General features: G+C 63.3%; 18 protein-coding genes. 14 read left to right on the top strand and 4 right to left on the bottom strand.

Going from position 1 to position 24,019, the window contains the following annotated elements; translation table 11 throughout:
• Positions 1–175 precede the first annotated feature (175 nt).
• Complete coding sequence (locus HMPREF1316_RS09835) at positions 176–898, bottom strand: helix-turn-helix domain-containing protein (protein WP_084620946.1); 723 nt, start codon at positions 896–898, stop codon at positions 176–178.
• A 230-nt stretch (positions 899–1,128) separates the two neighbouring features.
• Here HMPREF1316_RS09835 and HMPREF1316_RS09825 point away from each other — a divergent pair, with 230 nt between their 5' ends.
• Positions 1,129–2,367: an MFS transporter gene (locus HMPREF1316_RS09825; protein ID WP_021726825.1), complete on the top strand. Its 1,239-nt coding sequence runs from the start codon at positions 1,129–1,131 to the stop codon at positions 2,365–2,367.
• A 131-nt stretch (positions 2,368–2,498) separates the two neighbouring features.
• Here the strand turns inward: HMPREF1316_RS09825 and pyk are convergent, their stop codons facing one another.
• The 3 genes from pyk to HMPREF1316_RS14125 all read right to left on the bottom strand — a co-directional run bounded on the left by pyk (position 2,499) and on the right by HMPREF1316_RS14125 (position 7,189).
• The gene (pyk, locus tag HMPREF1316_RS09820; RefSeq protein WP_021726862.1) at positions 2,499–3,941 is read right to left on the bottom strand and encodes a pyruvate kinase; all 1,443 of its coding nucleotides are present in this window, start codon (positions 3,939–3,941) and stop codon (positions 2,499–2,501) included.
• 123 nt (positions 3,942–4,064) lie between these two features.
• Positions 4,065–5,072 carry a 2-hydroxyacid dehydrogenase gene (locus tag HMPREF1316_RS09815; protein WP_021726806.1) on the bottom strand — a complete coding sequence of 336 codons (1,008 nt, stop codon included), beginning with the start codon at positions 5,070–5,072 and terminating at the stop codon, positions 4,065–4,067.
• A gap of 290 nt (positions 5,073–5,362) precedes the next feature.
• Entirely contained in the window at positions 5,363–7,189 is a 1,827-nt protein-coding gene (locus tag HMPREF1316_RS14125) for a sigma-54-dependent transcriptional regulator (protein ID WP_040652110.1), read from the bottom strand.
• 227 nt (positions 7,190–7,416) lie between these two features.
• Here HMPREF1316_RS14125 and HMPREF1316_RS13835 point away from each other — a divergent pair, with 227 nt between their 5' ends.
• The 13 genes from HMPREF1316_RS13835 to HMPREF1316_RS09750 all read left to right on the top strand — a co-directional run bounded on the left by HMPREF1316_RS13835 (position 7,417) and on the right by HMPREF1316_RS09750 (position 24,018).
• Entirely contained in the window at positions 7,417–9,801 is a 2,385-nt protein-coding gene (locus HMPREF1316_RS13835) for an iron-containing alcohol dehydrogenase (protein ID WP_021726859.1), read from the top strand.
• Positions 9,802–10,695, top strand: a complete 894-nt coding sequence (gene dapA, locus HMPREF1316_RS09800) for a 4-hydroxy-tetrahydrodipicolinate synthase (protein WP_021726807.1) — start codon at positions 9,802–9,804, stop codon at positions 10,693–10,695.
• Positions 10,695–11,756, top strand: coding sequence for a 4-hydroxythreonine-4-phosphate dehydrogenase PdxA (gene pdxA, locus HMPREF1316_RS09795; RefSeq protein WP_021726815.1), 1,062 nt, complete (start codon positions 10,695–10,697; stop codon positions 11,754–11,756). The genes dapA and pdxA overlap by 1 nt, the downstream gene beginning before the upstream one ends.
• Before the next feature lie 159 nt (positions 11,757–11,915).
• Complete coding sequence (locus HMPREF1316_RS09790) at positions 11,916–12,902, top strand: hydroxyacid dehydrogenase (RefSeq protein WP_021726818.1); 987 nt, start codon at positions 11,916–11,918, stop codon at positions 12,900–12,902.
• Between the two features lie 102 nt (positions 12,903–13,004).
• Positions 13,005–14,333, top strand: a complete 1,329-nt coding sequence (locus HMPREF1316_RS09785) for an SLC13 family permease (protein ID WP_021726897.1) — start codon at positions 13,005–13,007, stop codon at positions 14,331–14,333.
• 157 nt (positions 14,334–14,490) lie between these two features.
• Entirely contained in the window at positions 14,491–15,315 is an 825-nt protein-coding gene (locus HMPREF1316_RS09780; RefSeq protein ID WP_021726867.1) for an MBL fold metallo-hydrolase, read from the top strand.
• Complete coding sequence (locus HMPREF1316_RS09775; protein WP_084620944.1) at positions 15,312–15,920, top strand: exo-alpha-sialidase; 609 nt, start codon at positions 15,312–15,314, stop codon at positions 15,918–15,920. Before HMPREF1316_RS09780 ends, HMPREF1316_RS09775 begins: the two co-directional genes overlap by 4 nt.
• 12 nt (positions 15,921–15,932) lie before the next feature.
• Positions 15,933–16,421 carry a NanQ anomerase/TabA/YiaL family protein gene (locus HMPREF1316_RS09770; RefSeq protein WP_021726887.1) on the top strand — a complete coding sequence of 163 codons (489 nt, stop codon included), beginning with the start codon at positions 15,933–15,935 and terminating at the stop codon, positions 16,419–16,421.
• Between the two features lie 385 nt (positions 16,422–16,806).
• Entirely contained in the window at positions 16,807–19,482 is a 2,676-nt protein-coding gene (locus HMPREF1316_RS09765) for a cation-translocating P-type ATPase (protein WP_021726829.1), read from the top strand.
• 12 nt (positions 19,483–19,494) lie between these two features.
• A complete protein-coding gene (gene rsgA / locus HMPREF1316_RS09760) occupies positions 19,495–20,697 on the top strand; it encodes a ribosome small subunit-dependent GTPase A (protein WP_232204513.1) in 1,203 nt (400 codons plus the stop codon).
• Between the two features lie 444 nt (positions 20,698–21,141).
• On the top strand, positions 21,142–21,558 hold the full coding sequence (locus HMPREF1316_RS15115; protein ID WP_415752647.1) for an HTH domain-containing protein: 417 nt from the start codon (positions 21,142–21,144) through the stop codon (positions 21,556–21,558).
• A gap of 351 nt (positions 21,559–21,909) precedes the next feature.
• The gene (locus HMPREF1316_RS09755) at positions 21,910–22,680 is read left to right on the top strand and encodes an SAF domain-containing protein (RefSeq protein ID WP_198009651.1); all 771 of its coding nucleotides are present in this window, start codon (positions 21,910–21,912) and stop codon (positions 22,678–22,680) included.
• Between the two features lie 9 nt (positions 22,681–22,689).
• Complete coding sequence (locus HMPREF1316_RS09750) at positions 22,690–24,018, top strand: AAA family ATPase (protein ID WP_021726902.1); 1,329 nt, start codon at positions 22,690–22,692, stop codon at positions 24,016–24,018.
• Position 24,019 lies beyond the last annotated feature (1 nt).

Below are 24,019 nucleotides of genomic sequence, written 5' to 3'. Positions count from 1 at the left end.
TCCCGTCTCGGCCTCTTGCGAACTGGGATTTTGTCGGCCCCTCCCGGGAGAAAGGCACCCACACGAATCATTTGGCACCCACACGGATCGATTGGCACCCACAGGGCTCCGGGGCGAACCTGCTCCGGAGCCCTCTTCCTGCCGCGAGGATGCCATTCCAGTGGCTACTACGGTGTTAAGGCTGCCAGGGGAATCCAAGGAGTGCGATGAGCACCTGGCTGCGATGATCGTGGTTCGAGGAGGCGTGCCCTGTCGTAGCCGCCACTCTCTTTGTCCACGCGTCTAAAAGCGCCTCCAGGTCAGATTCGAACTGTCCCATCTCCTCTGGTGTGAGAGAAAGCACGGTATCAAGACGTATCTCATGCTCGCGCCATGCGCGCGGCAAGTCCCTGTAGCCTTGCAGGTAGCGCTCATATGCTTCGAAATAGGTGCGTACCGAGGCACGTCCCAACTCCAGTCGGACTTCTTTGCTGGCCCCTTCATCTGGGCTGACTGCCGGCTCAATTGCTGCGTCAGATGCCTGCCACCAACTTTGACGGCGATCCATGTCAGGGTTAGTCATCTGCTCGGCAAGCCCCACAGCGGCAAGCCTCTTTAAATGATAGCTCACGCTCCCTGGTGCGAGGCCAATCTCGGAGCTGATCTGTCCCACTGTGTGAGCACCCCGGTTTCGTAGAAGGCCGAGGATTCGCATGCGCTCTGGGTTCGACATGACCCTAAGCGTAGTGATATCAGTGACTGTACGCTTAATTGTTTCTGACTTTCCCATGCTGCCCTCTATCCTCAGTGATGGCTCCTGAGCAATTCTGCCATAGCGGTGAGTCATGCCGGCTCGCCCAAATTTCCCTTTGAAATTTAGCAATAATAATTGTACAATATATGTTGATAAAATGGTCATCAGTATACAGGCGCGGACTCGAGGAAGGCGGATCTCGTGGAGGTGTATGACAGTTTCGCGCCCTATGACGATGCGTTCAAACGCGAGGACGACTACCGTACGCTCAACTCAGTTCCCAGGAGTGTGGTTGGCCAGATAGTGCAGTACTTGCTCACGGGAGATTGTTCCGTGACGAGCCGATCGTATCTCATTGATATGGAATCGCTTGCCATAAGAGAAGGAGTGCGGCTGTGACTCCTGTGGAGGGGACTGCGCCCTCGCTGCATTCCGGTGGGAGCGGGAGGAACGTCACGCTCTTTCTCCTTGGCTATGCCGTCAGCGTCATGGGGGATCAGGTCTTCTATCTTGCGTTGGCCTGGTATGCCTTGGCACTAGCCGAATCCGACCTCGTTGCTGGCCTTGTCGTTTCGATTGGTGCCCTGCCGCGCGCCATCCTACTTCTACCTGCAGGGGCCTTTGCCGATGGGAGGGGGTTTCGTCGAGTTGCCGTGAGGGCGAGCTTCCTGCGCATGGTCGTGCTCGGCGCTCTGGCCGTGGCTTGTGGCGATAGGCCCGTGCCCATGATGGGGGCCTTGTTGGCGGCGGCTCTGCTCTTCGGTTGTATTGAGGCCTTTTATCTGCCAAGTTCGCAAAGCATGGTCACCACGGTTTCGTCTGAGGATACGATCGAGAGAATCCAGCCGCTGTTTTCCGGGATACAGCGGCTGGGAGTGGTGGCAGGACCACTTCTTGGCGGCGCACTGCTCGGCTTCCTCTCTCCACGCATGCTCTTCTCAATGCTCGCCGTTGTGTCGCTCGTGTCCCTTGCCTGCCTGCTCATGGTACGGGAGCAATGCTGCCGTACCTCCCTGACGGATGGGCGCCCGCTCCATACGTTAGGGACGCGGATGCTCGGGAGCGTCAAGCGCATACTTGCCAACAGTGTGTTTCGTCCGTGTCTCGTGTTGATCGTGCTGGCGGAGTTTGCTGCCTCTGGGCTCACGAATACGGGATATGCCATGCTGGCCACGGCTCGCGCTTGGGATGGTTTCCAATTGGGACAGGTGCTCGCGTGTTATGGGGCAGGTGCGGCCGTTGCGGCATGCCTTATGGCCCTTGTGGTTCCCCAGAGGGCCGAACCGCATATCGGACGGGGGATCGTCGTCGCTGGGCTTGGGTTTGCTGCTGCAGGGGCGACAAGTTCTCACACGCTTGCGTCACTGCTCTCTGTAGCTGCGGGTTTGGGCAGCGGCGTGGGCTCGACCTTGCTTGTCACACGTTTCATCACGCAGGCACGGGGTTCCGATACCGCAACGGCAATTTCAGTGATGAGCCTTGCCTCCTTTGGTGCTGCTCCGCTCTCGTCTCTCTATTGCGGGTTTGTCGCATGGATAGGTGCGCCGTCCGCCGTCTTCATCTCCCTCGGAGCGGTGCTTGTGACGGTTGGTGCATGGTTCTCGCTGCGAAATCATGTGGAGTGCATCGAGTGAGTCCCTCACGTTCTGCCTCAGCGTGCAAGACCTCGTTCCAGCGACGGGTACGACACTGCAGCCGCACCCCCAGGTCACAAAAAGGGCCCCCGTCTGTGGCGGAGGCCCACCGTACGCTCCGTGGGCGAACCCTACTGGATCTGCGACACCATCGCCATGTTGGTGGACGTGATGTAGTCACCCTGGGAGGGCGAGGTCTGAGGGTCGCCGGCAGTGATGACCACGAGGTCACCCGTCTTGACGACACCCCTCTCCTTGGCCACAGTCAGGGCGTTGTAGCAGGTGGCGGACAGCGAACCCTGCTCGGTGGTCTTGATGGCCTGCACGCCCCACTGGAAGCAGGTCTTGCGGATGGCGTGGTTGGAGGGCGACATCGCATAAATGGGCAGCTTGGGGCGGAAGTTGGAGATCAGGCGAGCCGTGCGGCCAGAGTGCGTCGGGCAGATGATGCACTTGGCATTCACGCGATCGGCAACCTCGACGGCAGCGGCGCCGATGGCGGAGTTCACGTTCTTCAGGCCGCCACGGTCATGGTACTCGCCGGTCTCCGGCAGGTACTTCTCGGTCTCCTCGGCGATGGAGGCCATCATCTTGACAGCCTCGACGGGGTACTGGCCGGCAGCGGTCTCGCCGGAGAGCATGATGCAGTCGGTGCCGTCATAGATGGCATTGGCAACGTCTGCGACCTCGGCGCGCGTGGGGCGCGGGTTGTGGATCATGGAATCGAGCATCTGCGTTGCGGTGATGACGGGCTTGTAGGCCTTGTTGCACTTCTTGATGATCGTCTTCTGCACGTGGGGCACCTCGGCGGGGTTGATCTCCACGCCCAGGTCGCCACGGGCCACCATGATGCCATCGGAGTGCTCGAGGATCTCGTCGAAGTTCCTGACGCCCATGGCGCTCTCGATCTTGGGGAGGATGTAGAGGTTACGCAGGCCGTTCTCGGCGCACAGCTCGCGAATCTCGTCCACGGCGGCACCGTTGCGGATGAAGGACGCGGCAATGGCGTCAATGCCCAGCTCGCAGCCGAACATGATGTCGGCCCTGTCCTGCTCGGTGACGGAGGGCAGGCCCACCTCCACGTTGGGGATGTTGACGCCCTTCTTCTCTCCCAGCTCGCCACCGTTGGTGATGACGCAGTGCATGTCGGTGCCCTCGACGTGATCGACCTCCAGGCCGATGAGGCCGTCGTCGATCAGGATGATGGAACCCTTCTCGACCTCGTTGGGAAGCTCCTTGTAGTCCAGCGAGAAGCGCTCGGCGGTGCCGATGACGCCGTCATCGGTGGTGACGACGGTCGTGCCGCCGGTCTTTAGCATGACCTTCTGGTGATCCTTCAGCTCGCCGGTGCGAACCTCGGGACCCTTGGTGTCCAGCATGATGGCCACGGGCATGCCCAGCTCGGCAGAGATGCGCCGCACGCGGTCGATGTTGTTGCGGTGGTAGTCGTGGCTGCCGTGGCTGAAGTTGAAGCGCGCCACGTTCATGCCACTCGCGATGAGCTGGCGCAGGACGTCGTCGCTCTCCGTGGCAGGACCCATTGTGCAGATGATCTTGGTTCTCTTGTTGGTCATACCGGTCGTTCCCTTCTCCGTTCTAAGGCTGGCCGGCCCAAGGGGCCGGCCAGCCGGATGCTCTCGTGTATTCCACCCGTGGTGTGCTTGCTGGCGGAAGCCTTATCGAGGATAGGGCTTTGCCTAGCACACGACGCTGCGATCGACGAAATCCTTACCGTTTGCATACGCCTCGGCATTGTCGAGCGTGACGCGGGCAATCTGGCCCAGTGCCTCGTGTGTGAAGAAGGCCTGATGGGAGGTCATGACCACGTTGGGGAAGGAGCAGAGGCGCGCGGTGACGGAATGGCCAAGGATCTGATCCTCGCGGTTCTGGTAGACGTTGGCGTTCTCCTCCTCGTAGACGTCGAGGCCCGCCGCGCCGATCTTGCCCGCACGGATGCCACGGATGAGGGCCTCGGTGTCGACGAGCGCACCGCGACTGGTGTTGACGAAGATCACGCCGTCCTTCATCTTTGCGATGGACTCGTCGTTGATCAGGTGGTAGCTGTCCTCGTTGAGGAAGGCGTGCAGGCTGATGAGGTCGGCACGGCTATAGAGCTCGTCGTAGTCGACGTACTCGTCGATGACGTGCTCCTCGTCGATGAGCTTCTGGTTGGGGTAGAGGTCGGAACCCAGGACCGTCATGCCGAAGCCCTTGCAGATGCGGCAGAGTGCGGCACCGATGCGGCCCGTGCCGATGATGCCGGCCGTCTTGCCGTGCAGGGTGGTGCCCACAAGGCCCTCGAGCGAGAAGTCGTTCTCACGGACGCGGATGTAGCCCTTGTGGATGTGGCGGTTGGCACAGAGGGCGAGGGCCATGGCGTGCTCGGCGATGGCCTCGGGCGAGTAGGCCGGGACACGGGTGACCCGCATGCCGATGGACTTGGCGAAGTCGACGTTGACGGCATCAAAGCCGGCGCAGCGCATGAGGACGAGCTCGACGCCCAGGCCGCGCAGCAGCTCGAGCGTCATGGCGGAGACGTCGGCATTCACAAAGCCGCAGACGGCCTTGTATCCCTGGGCGAGGGGGGCCGTGAGCGGGGTGAGGTTGATTTCCGTGAAGTCTACCTGGAGGTCGGGATAGTCCTTCAGCTCCTTCTCGAACGAGGCCTTGTCATAGCTCTTGGTGCCAAACACAAGAATCTTCATGATCGTCCCTCCATACGTGGACTGCCAATACGCAACGCCTACCCTCATTCTAACGCGATGGCGCTGGTTGCGCAGAAATTGTGAGGGGAACTGGGCTCTGTTCCGCTATGGAACCGGGTCGCGTGCAATCGCCGGCGCGCCTGCCCCCGGCCGTTCGCGACCCTATGTGGAGTCACCGCGCGTTCGCGCAGGCACATGGGTTGAGCGGCTGTCCCGTCTTGCGGCGGCCCAGAGGGTGCATGCGACTCGCACGGGGCCGGCGGAAACGTGCGTACGACTTTCACCCCCTGCTACTGCCTACGGATGCGCCAGAGTGTCGTGCGGCTGATGCCCAGCTCGCGCGCGGCGGCACTCTGGTTGCCGCCGTTGCGGCGCACGGCGTCCTCCACGGCAAGGCGGTCAACCTGGGCCAGCGTGAGACCGGACATGTCCGTGGGTGCATGGGCGGAGGACGTCTGCGCGACGTCCTGTCCCGTTGGGCCTTGAGGATAGGTGGTTCGTTCGAGGGCGAGCGCGCTGCGCACATCCACGGTGCGAATCACATGATCGACCGCCGAGAGGTAGAGCTGTCGTATGATGCGCTCCATCTGCACGAGGTTGCCCGGCCAGGCGTACTCACCGAGCAGTCGCATGGCGGCACCATCTATGCGCAGGACCTCGTTGGGCAGCTCGCTTCTCAGCTGGCTGAGGTAGAGGCTGGTGAGCGGAGCCACACGTTCTGGCTGTTCGCGCAGGGCGATGAGCTGGACTTCGACGCACTGGAACTTGTCCTTGAGATAGGCGATGCGCCTGTGCACGTGCTCGCCGTGTGGGTCGCATGAGAAGATGACGCGGTTGCGCTCGCACACGCCCGTCTGCGCGATGGTGGAGAAGAGGCTGTCCAGGAACCCCTCGTCGGAGCTGTTGAAGTTCTTGATGTGGATGACCTCATGTCGCGTGTAGAGGGGCGAGCGCGAGCTGTTGACGAGGAAGTCGCGCGAGGAGTCGGTCATCATGCCGCAGTCGACCTCCGTGAGGGGCATGTCGGCATGGAGGCCATGGATGTAGGCGTAGAGGGCGACAGCCGTCCTGCCCGTTCCGTACTCGCCCGTGATGAGGAGGGGCTGCCCCGTCTGGTTCGAGTTGTCGATCGTCGCCGAGATGCGTCCGATGTCACTCGTGAGGGCATAGAGGCTCCTGTCATAGGCCTTGGTCGCCTCGGTCCTTGAGAAGGAGCTCATGCCTGCGCGCCGCCGCTTGGGGGTGGCGCGTGTGCCCGTGAAGTAGAAGGCGCAGAAGTCATTGTGGGGGATGGCGCTGGTGGAGACCCTCTCGCCGCGAATCGTCCAGAGCGTGCCACCCAACGACTTGCGCACGACCCGCACGTCCCCCGCCATGACCTCGTTGACGATGCCTCGCAGGTATGCCATGACCCCATCGTCCGTCTGGTAGGTGCCCAGCATGAGCGACCCGTCCTTGCGAAAGATCGCGCAGCGTTGTGGCTGGCGGTTGATGACGGTACGCAGCAGCGCGTTCTCACTGCTGTAGTGGCGCAGGTACCTAGTCTGTCTGAGGGCCTCGTCAAACACCTGCCGTATCGATGCGCCGCCCGAGGTGATGAGCACGGGATTGAGTCCCGCATCCCGTGCCGCCGAGGCCGAGATGACGTCACAGAGGATGATCTGGTAGTCGTTCTCCACGAGGAGTCCCATGACCGTACTGACGTCGTCGGTGTCCACGAGCGTGAAGATGTCGAGGCCAAGCTGCATGATCTCGTTGAGCGTGTCGGCCGTCTGGGTGATGGCCGTAAAGCCCACGACGGCGCGCCGTCCCTTGAGCCCTTCGGAGAGCTTGATGGCCTGTAGCACGTCGTAGGCGCTGACCGGGATGTCGATGACGGGAAGGCTGAAGCTCTCGCGCAGGAGGTCGGCCGTGCCGCCGCGAGAGATGATGACATCGTAGGCATTGCCTGCGGAGACCTGCTCTTGGGCTGCGGTGACGCCGGCCGAGAGGTTGCCCACGATGCAGGTGAGGCCCACATTCGCATACTCGTCGGCGACGCGCCTGAGGGCGATCGCAAGTCCCTGGTAGGGCGCGATGGCGAGTATGCGCACCCCCCGTGCGTCCGTGCAGACCATGTTCCTCTCCAAGATTCCGTCTGACGCTGCGCGTGATGGCATCATATGTCCACACCTCCCATACCCCAGATCGGATGCCCCTAGAGTATGTTCTATTTAGAAACATACTACGAGAAATTCATCATGGCTGTCCTGTAACGTTTCAAATAGGAACGTTTCCTGGATTAGGAAGCCTTGGGGCATCGGTGACGGTGGCCCATACTTTTCCGTGGATGGAGGTGCAGCACGTGATTGGTCTGCTCGTCATAGCCGATGACCTTACGGGGGCCTTGGATTCTGGTGTGCAGCTCGCTCGCAAGGGTGACCGTGTGGCGGTGTCTGCGGACCCGACCATGGATGTGGCCCTGCTTGACGATTACGACGTGCTTGTCATCGATGCCGAGACTCGTCACGCCTCCTCCGACGAGGCGTACCGTACCGTCTTCGAGCTCGTCTCGACGGCGTGCGCCCATGGTGTGACTCGCATCTACAAGAAGGTGGACTCGGGCCTGCGCGGCAACGTGGGTGCCGAGATCGCCGCGGCCCTTGCGGCCTCGGGGCGCGACCACATCGACTTCGTCCCCGCCTACCCCAAGATGGGCCGCGTGACCAAGGGCCTGGTCCAGTATGTGGACGGCAGGCCCCTTGCGCAGAGCGTCTTTGCCACAGATCCCATCGACCCGGTCGCCACAAGCCGCATCGACGAGCTCATCCACCTGGAGAGCGATGTCGCCGTGAGCCCGTGCGATGGCAGCGCGCTCAAGCCTGGGGTGGACGTGTTCGACTGCGACAGCGACGAGGGCCTCGCACGCATCGGGCGCAGGCTTGCCGAGGCTGACGACCTGGTGCTTGTGGCGGGCTGTGCCGGCTTCCTGGAGACCTATCCACGCCAGTCGAGCACGCCCGCATATGTGCCTGTATGCACGAGGCTGAGTCCCAAGCTGTCGGTGCTCTCCGGCTCGGTCAACGCGGTCACCCGTTCCCAGCTGGATTTCATTGAGGCCCATGGTGCGCCCCGTATGCATCTGCCGCTCGCCCCCGTGCTCTCGGGTTCCTGGTGCGAGTGCGATGCCATCCAGCTCGCACGAGACTTCGTCCGGGTGGCCCAAGGCGCGCCCCTCGCCCTTCTCGACACGCTTGACTTCTGCGAGGCGGCGCTCTTCGAACGCCGCATCCATCCCTCACAAGCCATCAACCAGGCCATGGGACGCATTGCTCGCGAGGTGCTGGAGGATGGCGGCCGCACGCTGATGGTTATCGGTGGCGACACGCTTGCAAGCCTCATGACCGCCATGGGCATCAGGACGCTCGAGCCCATGGAGGAGATTCTGCCCGGCGTCGTGCTCGCGCGCTTCGAGGACGCCGGTCGCGAGCGCTACCTCATCACCAAGTCCGGTGCCTTTGGCGCGGACGATCTACTCATGCAAGTCCAGCAGTACCTGGTCGAGAAACAGGAGGTCTCAGCCATGCCAGTGGATGCGTACAGCCTCAAGCTGCCACATGCGGTCTATAGCGGTGCCAATTCCCTCGGGAGGATTCCCGCCATTCTCAAGGGGGCAGGAGCTACCAAAGTCGCTGCCTTCACGGACGGGTCCATCCGGTCACGCGGCCTCTTTGACCTGGTGGCCAAGCAGGTTGAGGCCGCCGGTCTGGTATGCGAGGTCTTCGACGACCTCATGCCCGAGCCCACCTACGAGGCGGCCCAGGCCACGGTCGACCAGTTCCGCAGCACTGGGGCGGACTTCATCATCGCCTGTGGCGGCGGCTCCGTGATGGACGCCGCCAAGCTCGCCAGCGTGCTCGACACCGACGCGTACGGCGTGAAGGACCTACTCTCCGATCCCGGTCGCGCCAGGAAGTGCGCACCCCTGCTCGCCATCCCCACCACGGCCGGCACCGGCGCCGAGTGCACCCCCAATGCCATCGTGGCCGTGCCGGAGCAGGAGACCAAGATCGGCATCGTCAACGACAACATGGTTCCCGACTACGTGATCCTCGACGCCGAGATGATCCGCAACCTCCCGCGCAAGATCGCCGCCACCACAGGCGTGGACGCCCTGGCGCACTGCATCGAGTGCCTCACGTCCAAGAAGGCCAACCCCATGAGCGACACCTTCGCGCTCGAGGGCCTTGACATCATCATGAACAACATCATGAGGGCCTGCGACGACGAGGACGCCATTGTCGAGAAGAACCGGATGCAGATTGGCGCCTTCTACGGCGGCATCGCCATCACGGCCTCGGGCACCACGGCCGTGCACGGCCTGGCCTATCCGCTGGGCGGCAAGTACCACATGGCCCACGGCGTCTCCATCGCCATGATGCTCCTGCCCGTCCTGGAGTTCAACGAGCCCGCCTGCCGCACCAAGTTCGCGCAGGCCTGGGATCGCGCCCACCACGGTGACAAGGTCCTCTCCACAGAGGGGGAGAAGTCCCGCGCCCTCCTCGACCGGATCGGTGACATCGTGCGCGACCTGGACATCCCCACCGATCTCAAGGAGTTTGGCGTCAAGCCCGAGGACCTCGAGGGCCTCGTGGAGGCAGGCATGCAGCAGCAGCGGCTGCTCGTGAACAACATGCGTGAGGTCACCGCTGAGGACGCACGCGCGATCTACGAGAGGTTGCTGAGGTAGATGGCAGGCATCAAGGGCATCATCGTTCCCATCGTCACGCCGTTCAGGGAGGACGAGACCATCAACACGGCGGAGCTGCGCTGCCAGGTGGATCGCCAGATCGAGGCCGGCATCCACGCCATCTTCTGCTTTGGCACCAACGGCGAGGGCTACATCCTCGACAAGGAGGACAAGATGCTCGTCCTCGCGACGGTGATCAACCAGGTCGCCGGCCGCGTGCCCGTGTACGCCGGCACCGGCTGCGTCTCCACCAAGGAGACCATCGAGCAGTCCAAGATGGCTGCCGACCTGGGCGCCGACGTGCTCTCCATCATCACCCCGAGCTTCGCCAAGGCCAGCCAGGCCGAGCTTCAGGCCCACTACGAGGCCGTGGCCGCCGCCGTGGACCTGCCGATCGTGCTCTACAACATCCCCATGCGCACCGGCAACGCCCTCGAGCCCGCCACCGTGGCCAAGCTCTCCGAGGTGGACAACATCGTGGGCGCCAAGGACTCCTCGGGTGACTGGGACAACCTCAAGGCCTACATCGACCTCACCCGCAACAAGGACTTCGCCGTGCTCTCCGGTAACGACGCCCTCATCCTCAGGGCCCTCAAGGAGGGCGCGAAGGGCTCCATCGCCGGCTGTGCCAACGTGTATCCCAAGAACATGGTGGGCATCTACGAGAACTTCGTGAAGGGCGACCTCGACGCCGCCCAGCAGTGCCAGGACAACGTGGCCAACCTGCGCAGCGTGTTCAAGTACGGCAACCCCAACACCGTCGTGAAGTTTGCCGTGAGAGAGCTGGGCTTCCCCGTGGGCAGATGCCGCGCCCCGTTCAACCAGCTCTCCGAGGAGGGGCTTGCCGCCCTGCGCACGGCACTCGCCGAGGACAAGCAGAGGGGCATCGAGTAATGGCTGGCACAAGACCAATCGTTGGCATCACCATGGGTGACCCCGCGGGCAACGGTCCCGAGCTCACCGTGAAGGCGCTGGCGGATGCCGCGCTCTATGAGCGCTGCCGACCCCTGGTGGTGGGCGACGCAAAGATGATCGAGCAGGCCAAGGGCTTCGTCGGGCATCCCGAGATCAAGGTGAGGCCCGTCGAGAGCGTTGCCGACGCGAAGTTCGAGGCTGGCATCATCGACGTGTACCACCTGGACCTGGTGAAGGACGTCGCTAGCTTCAAGCTGGGCGAGGTCTCTGCCGAGGGTGGCATGGCCGCCTTCCAGAGCGTAAGGGAGGTCATCGAGCTGGCCATGGACGGCGAGATCGACGCCACGGTGACCAACGCCCTCAACAAGGAGGCCATGAACCTGGCGCTTGCGCCCGAGGGCATGCGCTTTGACGGCCACACCGAGATCTATGCCACCTACACGCACACCAAGCGCTACGCCATGATGCTCGCCCACCATGACTTTCGCGTCATCCACGTGTCCACGCACGTGAGTCTGCGCGAGGCCTGCGACCGCGTGAGGAGGGATCGCGTGCTCGAGGTCATCGAGCTGGCGGATGCCGCCTGCCGCGACCTGGGCATCGAGGGTCCCAAGGTGGCCGTCGCCGGCCTCAATCCCCATGCGGGGGAGCATGGCCTCTTCGGTACCGAGGAGATCGAGGAGATCATCCCGGCCATCGAGGCGGCCGAGGCCAAGGGTATCGAGGCCATCGGGCCCATCCCGCCCGACACCGTCTTCTCCGAGATGAACGGCGGCTGGTTTGACATCACGGTGTGCATGTACCACGACCAGGGACACATCCCCACCAAGCTCCTGGGCTTCGTGTATGACCGCGACAAGGGGCGGTGGCGGGCCGTCGAGGGCGTGAACGTCACCCTGGGCCTGCCCATCATCCGCACCTCCGTGGACCACGGCACGGGCTTCGACCTAGTCGGCACGGGGACCGCGAGCGAGCTCTCGCTCATGAACGCCATCGACTACGCACTGCGTATGGCCGCTGGGAGAAAGGCTCGCGAATAGACCAAATGAGGCGGGGCAGGTTCCTCGCTAGCTCATAGGGAACGGGCGTACGGTCTGTCAGCCATCCGTCCCCATTCTTTGAAGGTACGGGGTAAAGCCCCGCACGGGGGTGTCTCTATACCTTTTTGGCATCCGGACCAGACTCGAAGGGAGTTTTCCATGGATACGGTCGTCGTGTCACATGCCATGTACAAACCCGGCATGGACGCACTGGAGGGTAAGGTCAACATCGTCATTCCCAACAACGGTGACAGCGACGAGATACTCGATCACCTCAAGAAAGCAGATGGCTTCATTCTGCGCATCGGGAAGATTGACCGCAAGGCTATCGAGGCCTGTCCGGGGCTGCGTGTCATCACGCGCCCGGGAGTTGGCGTCGATAACGTCGACGTCAAGGCTGCGACCGAGTACGGCATTCCGGTGGTTATCTGCCCAGCCGTGAACTTCCACGCTGTCGCCGAGCATTCCCTCGCTCTCATACTCGCGCTCAGTAAGAACCTCAAGGAGAGCGTTGATGAGAACGAGCGGGGCAACTTCTCGATCCGCAGCAAATATGCGGCGACTGAGGTGGCCGGCAGGACGGTATCGGTGCTTGGCTTCGGCAAGATCGGTCGCGAGGTGGCCCGCCTCTGCTCTGCCATCGGCATGAAGGTGTGTGCCTACGATCCCCTCCTCGAGAAAGAGCAGATTACCGAGTACGGTTACGAGTACGAGGCCGACATGGCCGCCGCAATCAGCAAGGGCGACTACGTCACGTTGCACATGCCCTCAACGCCCGAGACCCGCAAGATGATCAACGACGGCATGTTCGCCGCCTTCAAGAGCACGGCCTTTCTCGTGAATTGCGCTCGCGGTGACATTGTCGATGAGAGCGCCCTCGTGAGGGTCCTTGAGGCTGGCAAGCTCGCAGGTGCCGGCCTTGATGTGCTCTCGGCTGAGCCCATGGATCCCAAGAACCCGCTTTTCTCGTTCCCCAATGTGATTATCACCCCACATATGGCGGCGCAGACGCAGGAGACCACCGGCAAGACCGTGACGATGGCTGCTGAGGGCACGCTCGCCGTGCTGCGTGGTGAAGAGTGGTCCAACATCTGCAACCCCGAAGTCTACAAGACCGACGCTTGGAAACATCGCGCGATGCGATGATCTGCCGCGCCTCGCCCCCGGCCGGCGCCTGCCGACGGAGGGCGGGGCTCGGTGGGGACGGCAGGGAACGCATGTCGTAGAGAACGAGGGAAGTGATAGGTAATGGCATCAAGCACCATTGCGATCGTCATTGCGGTTGTAGCGATCGTCTTGTTCATGGTGAATAAGATCCCCATGAGCATCGTTGCCTTGGCCAGCTCTGCCCTGATGGCAATCCTCATCCCTGAGATGAAGCTTGGCGCTGCGTACGAGGGCTTCGCCGCAACCGGCTGGATGATGGTCGTCGGCATGCTCGTCGTCAGTGACTCGCTGTTCGAGACCGGTGTCGCCCAGAAGATTGGTGACCGCATCGCTCACTCCTGGTGGGCGCAGTCCGAGCGGCGCTTCATCGTGGCCGTTGCCGCCATCTGTACGCTCATGTCGGCCTTCATGAGCAACAACGGCACCGTCGCGATCTGGATGCCCATCATTGCCATCGTCGCGGCGGGGTCTGGGGGCAAAATCCGCTCCAAGATAGTCATCTTCGTTGCTGGCACTGCGGCCGTCATTGGCGGGGCCTGCACACTGATGGGTTCCACCTCGCAGCTTGCCGCCAACGCAGTGCTTCAGGGCTACGCCGGCTTCGAGGACGGCTTCGGCATCTTCGATCAGGCCAAGATCATGCTGCCCACTGCTCTAGTACAGATTACCTTCTGGGGCACCTTTGGCTATTCGCTGCTCAAGAAGGTCCTCAAGCCCGAGAGCCCCGACTTTGACAAGGACAACATGTACGCACCCCAAAACATGAAACTCTCGACAGAGAGGACCCCCGACGCGCCTCTCTGGAAGCGGCGCGTGTCACTTGGCACCATGCTTCTGTGCATCGTGCTGTTCGTGCTTCAGGGCTTTGCCCCGTTCAATGACTATTTCAACATTGGCATCATCGGCATGATCGGCGCCGTCATCGTGCTCGTGACTGGCTGCATTCCTCTCAAGAAGGCCTACTCCGAGCTGCCCTGGGACGTACTGATTACCATCGGTGCCATTTCCGGTCTTGGCACTGGTTTGCAGGTGTCGGGTGGCGGCGCGCTCATCGCTAACGCTGTGCTTGGGTTCTTCGGTGGCCAGAACGCATCGGTCGTTGTGCTTACGATTGTCATCGTCGCGCTGACCTCGGTCATGACCAACTTCATGGCCAACAATGCGACCGCTGCCATGCTCTCTCCAATCTGCATCGAGATGGCGCTCGCCTTGGGCATCAGCCCCATCCCCTGGGTCGTCGTCATTGCCGCCTGCTCTAACCTCGCTATTGCGACAAACTATGGCACGGCGGTCAACATGCAGATTCTGCCTGCCGGCTACAAGTTCTCCGACTTCATGAAGATCGGTGGCCCGCTGCTGCTCATCCTCATACCCATCGTAATCATCACGACGCTGCTCGTCCTATTTTAGGATGTTGGAGAGTGCCCGCCGCTAGCTTTTGGCGTGAGGTGGGTCAACGATCCGTCTGGACATTGCACGTAAGAGAGAGGAGGCTCCCCAGTCTTTGTGCGACTGGGGCCTCTGTTTATGTCGGGCCCAGCCCGACGGGTGACTGTGGAGGCGAGAGATGTTCGAGGATCCCAGGAGGGACATGACGGCCATCCGCTGGATCAATGACGCCTGCTACGAGATTTGGCTGTCCGATGGTAGGGAGGTGCTCATAGATCCCTATATCGACGAGAGTCCCAACCACGTGTTGCATATGGATGCGGAAGGCGCAGACTACGTGCTGATCTCGCATACGCACTTTGATCACGTGTTGAGCCTTGGGACCATTGTCGAGCGCTTCGACCCGCAAATATTCGTGGGAAAGGGGTCCATGCTGGATCTCGTTGAGGCCTTCCGGCTTCCCGGCCATCGTATAAACGGCTGTGTCCCCGGAGACATCTTTGAGTTTGATGATCTTAGGATCGAAGCGCTGCGTGGCAAGCACACCAAACTTGGGTCAAGAGACACCCCTGACGGTTGGCGGGCAATCGAGGAGGCGAACGGCATCAGCTCCGCATTCCACCGTACGGACGTTAACGGCTCGTATGAGTACACCAATTATCTGCTGACCCTCCAAGACAATCTGTGTGTGCTCGTGTGGGGTGGCACACCCGACTACGATAACGCAGCCCGTATGGCGCGACTTCGACCAAATGTCTCGATTGTGCAGTTTACGGGCAATGCGCTCAACCCGCTTGAGAGGGTCGCCGACTTCTGTGTGGCCGTTGGCGGCCCGCTCGTCTTCCCTCACCACCACGACCGCCTCTCCCACGAGATGGCGGAGGGTTCGCACGAGCTCGTCGATATTGTCGATGACATAGAGAGAAGGTCTTTCCACACGAGGGTGGTCCTGCCTGAGAAGGGCGTTTGGTACCGGCTCTCGATGGGCTGCGACCGCCTATGAGAGGGGGCGCCTTCCGTCGGTTTGGCGTGGCCGTTTGCGCCGTCGAGGAGGATGAGTGCTGGCGTCCCCGAACTCACCTCGTCGCCTTTATGCGCTCGCGGCAGGCCGACTGGATCTACCGCAGCGAGTCCTTCGACTACGGTGACACCTGGACCGTTCCCGAGCCCACGGTGCTCCCCAACAACAGCTCGGGCATCTGCGCCATCAAACTCACGAGCGGTCGTATCGCCGTGGCGCACAATCACTCCAGTGCACCTCAGGCCTATGGCCAGAAGGGCGCCTGGCCGGGGCTGCGCTGCCCCGTCTCCATTGCGCTTTCCGAGGATGGCGGCAGGACCTTCCCGCTCATCCGTCACATCGAGCGCGGCCAGGGCTACGTGGGCGACGAGAACAAGGCCAACAACCTGCAGTACGAGTACCCCTGCGTCATCCAGGCCGCCGACGGGATGATTCACCTTGCCTATGCCTATGAGACCCGTAGGGGTGTGAAGTGGGTGACGCTCTCCGAGGCTGACGTCATGGGCGAGAGGCGCGGTGAGAGCACATACAACCCCACGTCGGGTGACGTGGGGGCACACGAGGAAGCCAACAGCCACACATCGTGAGAGGGGATTGACATGATCTACGATGGCATGGGCGTCATCGAACGGTACCGGGGCCTATACAAGGGCCTGGACGTTCTCATCGACTGGCTGGGCGAGCACGAGTGCCGGAAGCTCGAGACGGGCCCGCACGAGATCCTGGGGGACAAGGTGTTCGCTCTCGTGCAGGATGCCAAGACGCGTACGTATGGCACTGCGCGCTACGAGGTGCACCGTCGATATATGGACTTGCAGGTGGACATCGAGGGTGCCGAGCGTTTTTTCGTGACGTCCGGCCCCACCGAGCCGCTCGGGGAGTACGACGAGACATCCGACAAACAGTATGTGAAGGCTGCTCCCGACAACGGCGATGAGATCGAGGGCACGCTCGAGAAGCGCCACTTTGCCATCTTCGTGGCTCACGAGCCGCATATGCCCAACGTCATCTGTGCCACGACGGAGCCTGTCGCCATCAGGAAGGTCTGCTTCAAGATCCTCACGGACGAGTTCTGGGACGAGGGATAGCCCCGAGGAGGCAATCGAGTCGTATGCAATCTTGGTGACGGCCGCTTTGCGTCGTTCGCATTTTTTGTGCGCCACCGTTTTGTGTTTGTGCAGGTACACGGATTGTATGATCTCTCCCTTGTCCAGAAACGACCAAAAAGGTGCATACGACTCGCAAGAGGTGGACGGAGAAATGCGTGCGACTCGGTGATGCAGGCGCGGAGGAGCTTGTACCCACAAAGCTTCGGCCCACAGAGCCCTTGCGATACTATGTAGCGGACAAGGTGCCTGGCACGGCAGCCTTGGTGAGCCCTTGCCCCTCCTGGGGAATTATGATCGGGCATCAATCTGCCAGGTGCGAAGAGAGGACGGCAGGGGGCCGTCCGAGACCCAGGAGGGACATAGCGTGAGAGAGTATCTGGTAAGCGCGTCGGACGTGCTTGAGGAGTGCGCAACCGATGCCAAGCAGGGCCTTGGTGCCGGTGTCGCCGAGGAACTACTCAGGCAGAACGGCCCCAACAGGCTCAAGGAGGCCGAGAAGACCCCGCTCTGGATCCGCTTCTTCCAGCAGATGGGCGATCCCATGGTCATCATGCTCATCGTGGCTGCGGTCATCTCGGCGGCAACGAGCGTGGCGCAGGGCGAGGCGGACTTCGCCGACGTGATCATCATCCTGTTCGTCGTCATCCTCAACTCGGTGCTGGGCGTCGTGCAGGAGGCCAAGTCCGAGGAGGCCCTGGCGGCCCTGCAGGAGATGGCGGCGGCAACCTCCAAGGTCATTCGCGGCGGCAAGCAGGTCGAGGTTCACTCCCAGGACCTCGTTCCTGGCGACATCGTGATCCTCGAGGCTGGCGACTCCGTGCCGGCCGACTGCCGCGTCCTCGAGAGCGCGTCCATGAAGGTCGAGGAGGCGGCGCTTACCGGCGAGTCCGTTCCCGTCACCAAGCACGCTGACGTCATCACCCTCGAGGAGGGCGCGGACGACATTCCCCTCGGCGACCGCAAGAACATGTGCTACATGGGCTCCACCGTGGTCTTTGGCCGTGGCCGTGCCGTGATCGTGGCGACGGGCATGCAGACCGAGATGGGCAAGATCGCCGGCGCCATCGCCGAGGCACAGGACGAGGAGACCCCGCTGCAGGCGAGGCTCAACGAGCTCTCCCACATCCTCACCATCCTCGTCGTCACCATCTGCGCCATCGTGTTCCTCACAGGCTTCTTCAGGTATGGGTCTGGCTTCATCACCAACCTCGATCTCGTGCTCAATACCTTCATGGTCGCCGTGGCGCTTGCCGTGGCCGCCATCCCCGAGGGCCTGGTGGCCGTCGTCACCATCGTGCTCTCCATGGGCGTCACCAAGATGAGTGAGCGCCACGCCATCATCCGCAGGCTCTCCGCCGTGGAGACCCTGGGCTGCACGCAGATCATCTGCTCGGACAAAACGGGTACGCTCACGCAGAACAAGATGACCGTCGTCGATCACTTTACCGAGAACCTCACGAGCCAGGTGCGCACCATGGCCCTGGCCTCCGACGCCAGGTGGGACGACACCGCGGATGCCGCGGTGGGCGAGCCGACCGAGTCCGCGCTTGTGGCCGATGCCGCCAAGCTGGGCTTCAGCACGGCGCATCTGGCCCAGAGCCGCCCGCGCGTGGGCGAGGCGCCGTTTGACTCCGGCCGCAAGATGATGTCCGTGGTCGTCCGCGGCAAGGACGGCTACATGCAGCATACCAAGGGCGGCCCCGACGTGGTGCTCTCCCGCTGCACCAAGTACCTCTCGCAGGATGGTATCGTGCCCATGACCGATGAGCTGCGCTCGCAGGTCATGGAGGCCAACAAGGCCATGGCCGACAGGGCCCTGCGCGTGATGGCCGCGGCCCGCCGCGACTGGGGTGACGAGAGGCCCAAGGGATTTGAGCCCGACTACCTTGAGCACGACCTCACCTTTGTGGGCCTCTCCGGCATGATCGACCCCGTCCGTCCCGAGGTGAAGGCCGCCATAGACGAGGCCCACTCCGCAGGCATCCACGTGGTCATGATCACCGGCGACCACATTGACACCGCCGTGGCCATCGCCAAGGAGCTCGGCATCGTGAGGGATCGCTCACAGGCCATCATGGGCGCCGAGCTCGACCGCCTGTCAGACGACGAGCTTGCCGCCCGAATCAGGGACTTTGGCGTCTATGCCCGCGTGCAGCCCGAGCACAAGACCCGCATAGTCGACGCGTGGAAGCGTGAGGGCAAGGTCGTCGGCATGACCGGCGACGGTGTGAACGATGCCCCCTCCATCAAGCGCGCGGACATCGGCATCGGCATGGGCATCACGGGCACCGACGTCACCAAGAACGTGGCCGACATGGTACTGGCCGACGACAACTTCGCCACCATCATCGGTGCCGTCGAAGAGGGCCGGCGCATCTACGACAACATCCGCAAGTGCATCCAGTTCCTGCTCTCCAGCAACCTGGCCGAGGTCATCTCGGTGTTCGTGGCGTCACTCGTCGGCTTCACGATCCTGGAGCCCACGCACCTGCTGTGGATCAACCTCATCACAGACTCGCTGCCCGCGCTCGCCATGGCAACGGAGGGCGCCGAGGCTGACATCATGCGCCGTAGGCCGCGCGACGCCAAGGACGGCATCTTCGCCGGTGGCATGGGTGCGGACACCATCTTTCAGGGCGTCGTCATCGCCCTGCTCACGTTGGCCGCCTACTTCATCGGCATCTCGACCGCAGGCGTCTCGCTTGCCGACGCGATTGCCAGTGACCAGGCGGGCCTCGTGGGCATGACCATGGCATTCCTCACGCTCTCCATGGTCGAGATGTTCCACGCGCTCAACATGCGCAGCCAGCGTGGCTCCATCTTCACGCTCAAGGGCCAGAACAAGTGGCTGTGGGCATCGCTGGGTGTCGCCCTGCTGCTCACCTTCCTGGTGATCGAGACGCCGCTCGCCCAGGCGTTCGACTTCGCCGAGCTTGATGTCGCCCACTACCTCATCTCCATGGGCCTGTCCATCCTCATCATCCCCATCGTCGAGGCGGAGAAGGCCGTCATGCGCGCCATCGACAAGGGCAAGAAGTAGGTGGGGACGCTGGTGGCCAGGCGTCCACGCAGCAAGAGGCGTTCCAGGCGTGCCGGTGGGGCCTCGGTCGAGGCTCTGCCGGCACTTTCCTCGCTCACGGAGTTGCCAGCGTTTGACGAGCTTGCGATGAGCGACGCGCAGCGCGAGGCCTACGAGGACGACGTGGACGTCCTACGTGGCGAGGGGGCCGACGCCCGTGAGGTGGAGCCTGCCTGCGTGGTGCGGCTCGATCGCTCCTTCCCCGCCCTCATGGCGGCCTCGGGGCTCTGTCGCGCCGAGTTCTCGTCTCGCTTTGGGGTCGTGCGGGAGCCCTCGGCCGCCGTGGGCGACTGGGTCGCGTTGCGTCGCCCCGAGCATCATGACATGGGCGTCATCGAGTTCGTGCTGCCGCGTGAGAGCGACATCGCCCGTTGGAGGGGTGGCTCGCGTGTCCGCAGGCAGACGCTTGCGGCCAACGTGGACGAGGTGCTGGTCGTGCAGGCCCTTGGCGCGGAGCCCGTCTCGTGCGACCGCATGGTACGCTCGACGGTGGTTGCCGTCGGCTGCGGTGCGCGTGTTGCCCTGGTGCTCACGAAGGCCGATCGCACGACGCCCAAGGTGCTTGCGGCCGATCTCGCACGCATCCACGAGGTCCTGGGCGATGATGTCCCCATCGCGGTGACATGCACCGGGTCGGGGCATGGGAGGATGGACAACGGGCCTCTCGCGCAGGCCGCTCGTGAGCGTCATGCCCTCTGGGGCGAGCGAGGGGTGCGCTCGCTCATACCGGCAGGCACCGTGGCTATCGTGCTGGGGGAGTCCGGTGTAGGCAAGTCGACCCTGCTCAACACCCTGCTCGGGACGAACGTGCTTGAGACGCGGGGCATCCGCGAGCGCGATGACACGGGACGTCACACGACGGTGGCGCGGCGCATGGTCTCCATGCCGGGGGCGGGGATCGTCATCGACGAGCCGGGGCTCAGGAGTCTGCCCATCGTGGGGCACGAGCAGGGTCTCCTGAGGGTGTTCCCTGAGATCGCCTCCGCTGCGCAGGGATGCCGCTTCCGTGACTGCACGCACACGCATGAGCCTGGCTGTGAGGTGCGGGCGTGCCTCGAGGCGGGCGCGTTCCCTTGGGCACGCCTCGATGCGTACCTGTCGCTGGCACGGGAGATGCGGGCATCCAGGGTGGCGCTCGATCCCGACGTGACGGCCGGCCCATCCACCCATGGGTGAGCGTCCCGTCCGGTTCGCCGGGCCAACCCCCCTGCCCTTTGCTGTGGGACACGCGCTTTGCAGGAAACCCCATCTCGCGAAGGGGAGTCCATACGCGCACGTTCGATTTCAAGGGCGACGCCAATGGCACCTGCTGGGACATCCCCACGGGCGAGACATCCGATGGCCGCACGATACGGACGGCCGCCAATGTCGCGAGCGTCGGGGAGAACGGTCGCGGCATGCCCTTCCCCACCGTCAGCTCCGCCTCAAACGGACGGGGCGGCGTCTTTGCCGTCACGAATGACGCAGGCTCCTGCAAAGGCAGGATCTACCATCCCGTGAGGGGGCACGCCGCACCCTCAGCCATACGGACGCCAACTGATGTGGACCCTATAGAATGGACACCGGAACCGGTTTCCGAATGAAACCTGGCGGCGAGCCCGAGAACGAAAGGGCCCGCAAGTGCACAAAGGACGGTTCACCGACGAGGAGATGGAACACCTCTCCTCACTCGATGCCGTGAGGCGGGTCGAGCCGCTCCGGATCACCTACTCGAGGGAATTCAAGAGTGAGTTCATGATCCGGTACCACGCCGTCGAGAGGCCGAAGGCCATATTCGAGCCCGCCGGCCTGCACGTCTCGCTGGTCGGCTACAAGGGAATGGGGCGCGCCTGCGCGAGGCCGCGCCCCAGGACGTCATGCTCTGGAACAGGCCTTTGCTCATGGCCATCTATGTCTGGTGCGGCACGGATGGCAGCTCGACGTCGCCGGTACAGGCGTCCGATGACACGGCAGGCCATGCGCACGACATCACGGACGAGGCGCCCTCGAATTCGAGTCCAACGCCGGCGGGGGCGGTGGGTTCTCCAGCGGTGGTGAGGATGGCTTCGGCGGCGGTGGTGCGTCCTAGCGATGTGACTCACGCCGCGACGGAACGTGCGGGATCGTTTGCCCCGATGCATGGGGCGCGCTGCCCTGGAGGCGTCCCATATCGTCACCTTGCCCGATGGAGACGCCACCGGTAGGTGCGCCTGGCGTTTTTTGTGGCCTACATCTCCGGGTAGGGGTTCCTGCCTGGTCTTCCCCTCGTTTGTCGCAGACGTGTGCAGATATGCGTGACACGGCTGCCAGCAAGTCCGAGAAACCTCTCCTGACAAGGCCCCCTGCCTACGAGAATGTTCCCACGCAGGGGAGTCGCACCGTGGTCAGGGGATGACGGGGGGGATGGGCATGTCACTCAGGTTTCGGATCGTCTTCGCCAGTGCCTGTGCGGTGCTCGTGGCGATGCTGGCCGTTGGCTATGCGGACACGATTCGCGCTGCGGCACTTCAGGAGCATAACGACGCCGTGGCGCGTTACGGCGGGGATGTGGCGAGCGTGGTGGTTGCCACTGCGGCGTTAGAGCCCGGAGACGTCGTGGAGGCGTCCGATGTGGGCATGCGCGACTGGATAGCGGACCTTGTTCCCGAGGGTGCCTGCACGAGTCTGGATGCCGTGCTGGGACACGAGGTCACAAGCCCCATTCCCAAGAACGCCGTCGTTGCGGACTCGAGCTTCCGTACGGACGAGGCCATGGCACAGGTCCCCTCTGGCATGGTTGCCATAACGCTTCCCGTAACCGACAAGCTGGGCATACAGCGTGGCGTGCCCGTTGGCACACACCTTAGGGCCTATCAGGTGGACAAGGAGAGCGCACGGCTCCTGGCCGAGGGGGTGGTGGTGTTGAGCGTGCCGAGTGGCCCCTCCGCAAGTGGCCTTGCGGCTTCCGCCGCGCAGGCACAGCTGACCGTCGCTGCCCCCTCGGACGATGTGGACGCCCTGCTTGCCGCCAGTGCTGCAGGCACGCTCAAGTTCGTTCTTCCTGCCGATGATGCCGTGCTGCCGGATGCGAGCGCCACGTCTGGGGACGCACGGGCACCTGAGCCCGTGGAGGGGGTGGCTGCGGCCGACGAGCCCTCCATCCAATCGCATGCGACGGTCGAGCTGGGCTCGGCGGAGTAGGAGATGGGCATGACTGACATATGGATGGGATATGCGGCTGCAGCCGCTCGACGCGAGCTGCGCGAGAGTCTCAGGTCCATTTCCCCCGGCTCCCTGCTCTGCCTGGTTGGCGGCCCAGGCGAGCTCCGTGATGCCTTCAGGGACGAGGAGCCAGGCTCCGTCGGAGCCATCGTGGGCATGAGCGAGCGGGGCATCTCTGACGTCAACCTTGCCGCCGCCATCGCGCATGACGGCCGTGCGAGCGAGATCGTGCTGGTGTGCAGGCATCCCTCGGGCTCGTTGAGATCACGTGCCGCACGGGCAGGCATCTCGCGTGTCATCGACGCAGCGGCACCGAGCTCCCCCGTTCGTACGGGTGACGACCAACACAACCGCGCACGGAGGCATCCGATGGCGCCCCCGGAGCGAACGGGGGAGGAAGGGAGCCCTGCAGACAAGACGATGGCCCTGCAGCCTACGAAGGCATCTCGCGTGAGGGAGACCCTCGCCCAATCCCAGCAGGCACGCGTGACACGGCAAGGCGGTGCCGTGGTCACGTTCGTCTCGGGGCGGGGTGGCGTGGGAAAGACCACGGTCGTCGCCTCCTGCGCGGCCCGTGCCTCGTCATGGGGCATGCGGGTGGCCCTCGTCGACCTCGACTTCACCAGTGGCAACCTCAACAGCCTCTTTGGCGTTGCCCATGGGAGCGACCTCGGCAAGCTGGCGGGAAGCGAGCTGACCAGGGAGGCCATGGGACGCACGAATGTCCGCGTCGCGGAGAACGTCTTCCTCTGGGGTCCCTGCGAGCGTCCCGAGGAGGCCGAGGGACTCATGGCACAGGTCGGAACCCTCATCGGCTACCTGCGTGAGCGCTTCGATCTGGTGCTGGTTGACTGCCCGGTCACCTTCACCGTGGCGGTTGCCAAGGCGGTGCAGCTGACGGATCGCCTGGTGCTGGTCTCGCCACCTGGCAGCCGTGCCATTGCGTCGGTTGCGCGCGTGAGTGCCCTGGCCATTCGGCTGGGTGTCGCGCGCACCAGGCTCATACGGCTCGAGAACTGGTCGGCCGCACACGGGGAGGAGGGGTTGGCCCTGGGCCGCGCGGAGGTGGGCCTAGAGGGTGCACGGGTCTTCCACATGCCCGATGGTGGGGCCGATGTGGATGACCTCACTGCGGCGGGGGAGGTGTGCGCCCTCGCGACGGATGAGGGCGCCTTTGGGAATGCCATAGGCCTCATGCTTGCCCACATGCTCTCGGAGCTGGGCAAGCTGCCGGATTGCGATGCGGCACGCGCGGATGCCGACAGGCGTGAGCGCCCGAGGCGCTTCCTACTCTTTGGACGCAGGAAGGAGGCCTGAC

It is taken from the genome of Olsenella profusa F0195 (assembly GCF_000468755.1).
In the GTDB taxonomy this organism is placed as follows: Bacteria; Actinomycetota; Coriobacteriia; order Coriobacteriales; family Atopobiaceae; genus Olsenella_F; species Olsenella_F profusa.
Note: the sequence above shows the minus strand (reverse complement) of the source record. Positions and strands in the feature narration are given on the sequence as shown.

Bases quoted from the DNA above. Each gene is read 5' to 3' on its own strand.
- HMPREF1316_RS09835 (WP_084620946.1), bottom strand. From the start codon at position 898: ATGACCATTTTATCAACATATATTGTACAATTATTATTGCTAAATTTC.
- pyk (WP_021726862.1), bottom strand. From the start codon at position 3,941: ATGACCAACAAGAGAACCAAGATCATCTGCACAATGGGTCCTGCCACG.
- HMPREF1316_RS09815 (WP_021726806.1), bottom strand. From the start codon at position 5,072: ATGAAGATTCTTGTGTTTGGCACCAAGAGCTATGACAAGGCCTCGTTC.
- HMPREF1316_RS14125 (WP_040652110.1), bottom strand. From the start codon at position 7,189: ATGGTCTGCACGGACGCACGGGGGGTGCGCATACTCGCCATCGCGCCC.
- dapA (WP_021726807.1), top strand. From the start codon at position 9,802: ATGGCAGGCATCAAGGGCATCATCGTTCCCATCGTCACGCCGTTCAGG.
- pdxA (WP_021726815.1), top strand. From the start codon at position 10,695: ATGGCTGGCACAAGACCAATCGTTGGCATCACCATGGGTGACCCCGCG.
- HMPREF1316_RS09790 (WP_021726818.1), top strand. From the start codon at position 11,916: ATGGATACGGTCGTCGTGTCACATGCCATGTACAAACCCGGCATGGAC.
- HMPREF1316_RS09785 (WP_021726897.1), top strand. From the start codon at position 13,005: ATGGCATCAAGCACCATTGCGATCGTCATTGCGGTTGTAGCGATCGTC.
- HMPREF1316_RS09780 (WP_021726867.1), top strand. From the start codon at position 14,491: ATGTTCGAGGATCCCAGGAGGGACATGACGGCCATCCGCTGGATCAAT.
- HMPREF1316_RS09775 (WP_084620944.1), top strand. From the start codon at position 15,312: ATGAGAGGGGGCGCCTTCCGTCGGTTTGGCGTGGCCGTTTGCGCCGTC.
- HMPREF1316_RS09770 (WP_021726887.1), top strand. From the start codon at position 15,933: ATGATCTACGATGGCATGGGCGTCATCGAACGGTACCGGGGCCTATAC.
- HMPREF1316_RS09755 (WP_198009651.1), top strand. From the start codon at position 21,910: ATGTCACTCAGGTTTCGGATCGTCTTCGCCAGTGCCTGTGCGGTGCTC.
- HMPREF1316_RS09750 (WP_021726902.1), top strand. From the start codon at position 22,690: ATGACTGACATATGGATGGGATATGCGGCTGCAGCCGCTCGACGCGAG.